This window comes from Streptomyces sp. T39 (assembly GCF_008042045.1).
Lineage (GTDB): Bacteria > Actinomycetota > Actinomycetes > Streptomycetales > Streptomycetaceae > Streptomyces.
In genome coordinates, this window is record NZ_RDBP01000012.1 from 3,138,779 (window position 1) to 3,143,045 (window position 4,267).

General features: G+C 70.4%; 4 protein-coding genes and 1 pseudogene. 4 read left to right on the forward strand and 1 reads right to left on the reverse strand.

Annotation, left to right across the window (positions count from 1 at the left end; translation table 11 throughout):
- Nucleotides 1-26: 26 nt before the first annotated feature.
- Nucleotides 27-230 (reverse strand): annotated as a pseudogene (locus EAO77_RS15230) (inositol monophosphatase family protein); the annotation flags it as partial.
- Between the two features lie 438 nt (nucleotides 231-668).
- Between EAO77_RS15230 and EAO77_RS15235 the strand changes: the two are divergent.
- From EAO77_RS15235 to EAO77_RS15250, 4 genes are all read left to right on the forward strand, one after another.
- Entirely contained in the window at nucleotides 669-1,322 is a 654-nt protein-coding gene (locus EAO77_RS15235) for a response regulator transcription factor (protein ID WP_147988510.1), read from the forward strand.
- A 5-nt stretch (nucleotides 1,323-1,327) separates the two neighbouring features.
- Entirely contained in the window at nucleotides 1,328-2,566 is a 1,239-nt protein-coding gene (locus EAO77_RS15240; protein WP_147988511.1) for a sensor histidine kinase, read from the forward strand.
- 382 nt (nucleotides 2,567-2,948) lie between these two features.
- Nucleotides 2,949-3,245 (forward strand): DUF4193 domain-containing protein, encoded by a 297-nt coding sequence (locus EAO77_RS15245; protein ID WP_147988512.1) that lies wholly within the window; start codon nucleotides 2,949-2,951, stop codon nucleotides 3,243-3,245.
- A gap of 13 nt (nucleotides 3,246-3,258) precedes the next feature.
- The gene (locus tag EAO77_RS15250) at nucleotides 3,259-4,257 is read left to right on the forward strand and encodes a hypothetical protein (RefSeq protein ID WP_147988513.1); all 999 of its coding nucleotides are present in this window, start codon (nucleotides 3,259-3,261) and stop codon (nucleotides 4,255-4,257) included.
- Nucleotides 4,258-4,267: the final 10 nt, after the last annotated feature.

Genomic DNA, 4,267 nt, shown 5'->3' on the forward strand with positions numbered 1-4,267 from the left:
CCCCCGTCCGGCCGGAGGGCCGGCGGTCAGTCGTGCCAGGCTCCCAGCTCCTCCAGCAGGGCCTGGAGGGGTTCGAAGACACCGGGCGGGGCCGCGACCGTCAGGTCGCCCGACGGCGCCCGGCCGGGGCGTCCGCCGGTCAGGGCGCCGGCCTCCCGGGCGATCAGGTCGCCGGCGGCCAGGTCCCAGGGGCTCAGGCCCCGCTCGTAGTAGCCGTCCAGCTCGGCCTGCTCGACGTCCGCCAGGAAGTCGTCACCCGTCTCGCGGGCCATCGTCAGGTCGGACTCGGCGGCCTTTATGCGCTGCAGAAGTCCCGTGGTGAAAGCGTCCATGATGCGCCCCCTCGGCTAGGTCGTTGGCACGGGGGTGTGCCTATGGGGTCCCCCTCGCAGGGCGAGAGGCGGGTGATCAACCCTGAAACAGGTCGTGCTGCGCCACATACAAGGCGTGATCGTGGGGTGTTCAGACGTCATCCCCAGGGCCCACCTCATGGAAACCTCAACCGCCGGGCGAATCCGGCGCATTCCCGGGCCCCTGCCCACCCGTCACTGCCTTACCGCCGGTTTACGCGCGTAACGGGCAGGATGGGAGCCGCACAACCAGTGCGGAGACTCGGTCCCGTCCTGCGTGACGGACTCGCGTGACGGACCCAAGGGAAGGAATGCGACGTGCGCGTACTCGTCGTCGAGGACGAGCAGCTGCTCGCGGATGCGGTGGCCACCGGACTGCGCCGGGAGGCCATGGCGGTCGACGTCGTGTACGACGGTGCCGCGGCCCTGGAGCGCATCGGCGTCAACGACTACGACGTGGTGGTGCTCGACCGCGACCTCCCGCTCGTGCACGGCGACGACGTGTGCCGCCGGGTCGTGGAGCTGGGCATGCCGACCCGTGTGCTGATGCTCACCGCCTCGGGTGACGTCAGCGACCGCGTCGAGGGGCTGGAGCTCGGCGCGGACGACTATCTGCCCAAGCCCTTCGCGTTCACCGAGCTCACCGCGCGGGTGCGGGCGCTGGGGCGGCGCACCACCGTGCCGCTGCCGCCGGTCCTGGAGCGGGCCGGGATCAAGCTCGACCCGAACCGCCGCGAGGTGTTCCGGGACGGCAGGGAGATCCAGCTCGCCCCCAAGGAGTTCGCCGTCCTGGAGGTCCTGATGCGCAGCGAGGGGGCCGTCGTCTCGGCCGAGCAGCTGCTGGAGAAGGCCTGGGACGAGAACACCGACCCGTTCACCAACGTCGTGCGCGTGACCGTGATGACCCTGCGCCGCAAGCTCGGCGAGCCGCCGGTGATCGTCACCGTGCCCGGCTCGGGCTACCGGATCTGATCCGCGTGGCCGCCGTACCCGCGCCTCCCGAGGCGCCTCCGAAGCCGACCTGGGACCCGAGGGACCCGGTGCAGCCGTGGCTGCGTCCCACGATCCGGATAAGACTCACGCTGCTCTACGGCGGGATGTTCCTGATCGCGGGCATCCTGCTGCTGTCGATCATCTACCTCTTCACCGCCCAGGCGCTGCACAACATCAGCGAGCTGCCCTTCCGGCTGCTGCCCGACAGCAAGATCGAGCTGACCGACAACTCCTGCGAGGCGCTGCGGGCCGGTCTCTCCGCGGACCAGGCGAACGCCGCGCTGAAGTCCTGCTTCGCGCACCAGCGCGAGCTCGCGCTGGACGACCTGCTGCGCCGGTCGCTGTTCGCGCTGCTGGGCCTGAGCATCATCGCCTTCGCGTTCGGCTACGCCATGGCCGGCCGGGTGCTGTCCCCGCTGGGCCGCATCACCCGCACCGCCCGTCAGGTGGCCGGGTCCGACCTGACGCGCCGGATCGAGCTCGACGGGCCCGACGACGAGCTCAAGGAGCTCGCGGACACGTTCGACGAGATGCTCGACCGGCTGGAGCGGGCCTTCACCGCGCAGCAGCGCTTCGTGGCGAACGCCTCGCACGAGCTGCGCACCCCGCTGGCGATCAACCGCACGCTGCTGGAGGTCCATCTCTCCGACCCGGGGGCCCCTGTGGAGCTCCAGCAGCTCGGCAGGACCCTGCTGGCCACCAACGAGCGCAGCGAGCAGCTGGTGGAGGGCCTGCTGCTGCTGGCCCGCAGCGACAACCAGATCGTCGAGCGCAAGCCCGTCGACCTGGCCGAGGTCGCCTCGCGCGCCATCGACCAGGTGCGCGCCGAGGCGGACGCGCTGGGCGTGGAGGTGCGCGGGGAGCGCGCTCCCGCGGTCGTGCAGGGCAACGGCGTGCTGCTGGAGCGCATCGCGCTCAACCTCGTGCAGAACGCCGTGCGCTACAACGTGCCCGAGGACGGCTGGGTGGAGGTCTCGACGGAGATCAGGCAGGGCGAGGCCGTCCTGGTCGTCTCGAACACGGGACCAGTGGTTCCCGCTTACGAGGTGGACAACCTCTTCGAGCCGTTCAGAAGGCTGCGGCAGGAGCGCACGGGCAGCGACAAGGGCGTCGGCCTGGGTCTGTCCATCGCCCGGTCCGTGGCGCGGGCGCACGGCGGACGTATCATCGCGGAGCCCCGCGAAGGAGGCGGGCTTGTGATGCGCGTCACCCTGCCGACCTGACATGCTGGACGACGTTCGCTTTAAGCGGAATTTTCGGGATCAACGCCCGGGAGATCCGTGTGTGATCGATCACAGACCCGCTGGACACCTGATCTACTCTCCGTGATGGCTTCCGCCCCCTGAAAGTCGGACATAGCCCGAGTTTTCGGGGGGTGTGAGCACGGGAAGTACACGGGGTGGCGCCCGTGAAGCGCGTCGATCGGACCGTGTACGGTCACCGTCGCCACCCCGCCCGATCACTCTCGGGAGATCCGGTTGGGTGTCGATTGAGTAACAGACCTTGATGTGAGGCAAAATCTCCGCCTCAGGTCGGGCACAAGTCCGGCCTCTCGCGCGTTACGTGCGCTGGAGACACCGCAGACACCCAGAGGGGGAGAGCGACATGGCAACGGATTACGACACCCCACGCAAGACCGACGACGACGTCGATTCGGACAGCCTGGAAGAACTGAAGGCCCGGAGGAACGACAAGTCCACCTCCAACGTCGACGTCGACGAGTTCGACGCCGCCGAGGGCATGGAGCTCCCCGGAGCAGACCTGTCCAACGAGGAACTGGCCGTCCGGGTCCTGCCCAAGCAGGCCGACGAGTTCACCTGCATGAGCTGCTTCCTCGTGCACCACCGCAGCCAGCTGGCGCGCGAGAAGAACGGTCAGCCGATCTGCCGCGACTGCGACTGAGGACCGGTCGCCAGTGGCAGCCGGGAAACCGTCCAGGAAGCGGCGCTTCCGGCGTCAGAAGCCGTCGGAGGCGCACCAGGCCGGTCAGGGCGCCCCGTCGGACGTCACACCGTCCGACGGGCAGGAGAACGCCCTGCTGCCGCACGGCACGGGTGACGAGGCGGAGCGAGGCCCCGGGGCCTCGCTCGAAGCAGCGCACCCGGCAGGGCCTCCGGCCAGGGCCCGGCGCCTCGATGCCGTACGCCACGGCGTCGCCAGAGGCAGCGCCGGTGCCATGGCCGGACTGACACGGACGGGACGGGGCGCACGCACCGGCCTCGTCCGGACACGGGAAAGCGCCAAGGCGGCCCTGGGCCACCTCGCCGACCGTCTCATCGAGAACGCGCCGCGCGTCCCCGTGCGGGACCTCGCGATGCTGCGGCGGCAGTTCCCGGGGCTCGGCCCCGAGCAGCTCGCCGACAAGCTCGTCTCGGGGGCGGCCAACGCCACCTCCACGGTCGGCGCCGGCATCGGCGCCGCCGCGATGATGCCCGTACCGCCGGCGATGCCGACCGAACTCGCCGCCGAGGTGGTCGGGGTCGGCGCTATCGAGCTGAAGCTCATCGCCGAACTGCACGAGGTCTACGGCCTGCGCCCCCCGGGGAACCTCAGGGAACGCAGCGTCGCCTACCTCAACTCCTGGTCGACCGAGCGCGGCATCGACGTGACCAAGCCCTCGACGTACGACATGTCGATGGGCTCCCACTTCAAGCGCCAGCTGCGGCAGCAGATCATGAAGCGCATGGTGCGCAATCTGCCGAACCTGATCCCGTTCATGGTCGGCGCGGCCGTCGGGGCCGTGATGAACCGCCGCGACACCCGCAAGCTCGCCGACCACATCCGGGCCGACCTGCGCAGGCGCCAGGTTCCCTGGGACGCGCTGGAAGGCCTCCCGGCCCTGGACCAGCCCGCGGACGCGCTGCCGAGGGAACTGCTGGAGGGCCGCCCCCCGCTGCCGCCGCCCCCGCGGTGACCACCGGGCG

Bases quoted from the DNA above. Each gene is read 5' to 3' on its own strand.
- EAO77_RS15245 (WP_147988512.1), top strand. From the start codon at position 2,949: ATGGCAACGGATTACGACACCCCACGCAAGACCGACGACGACGTCGAT.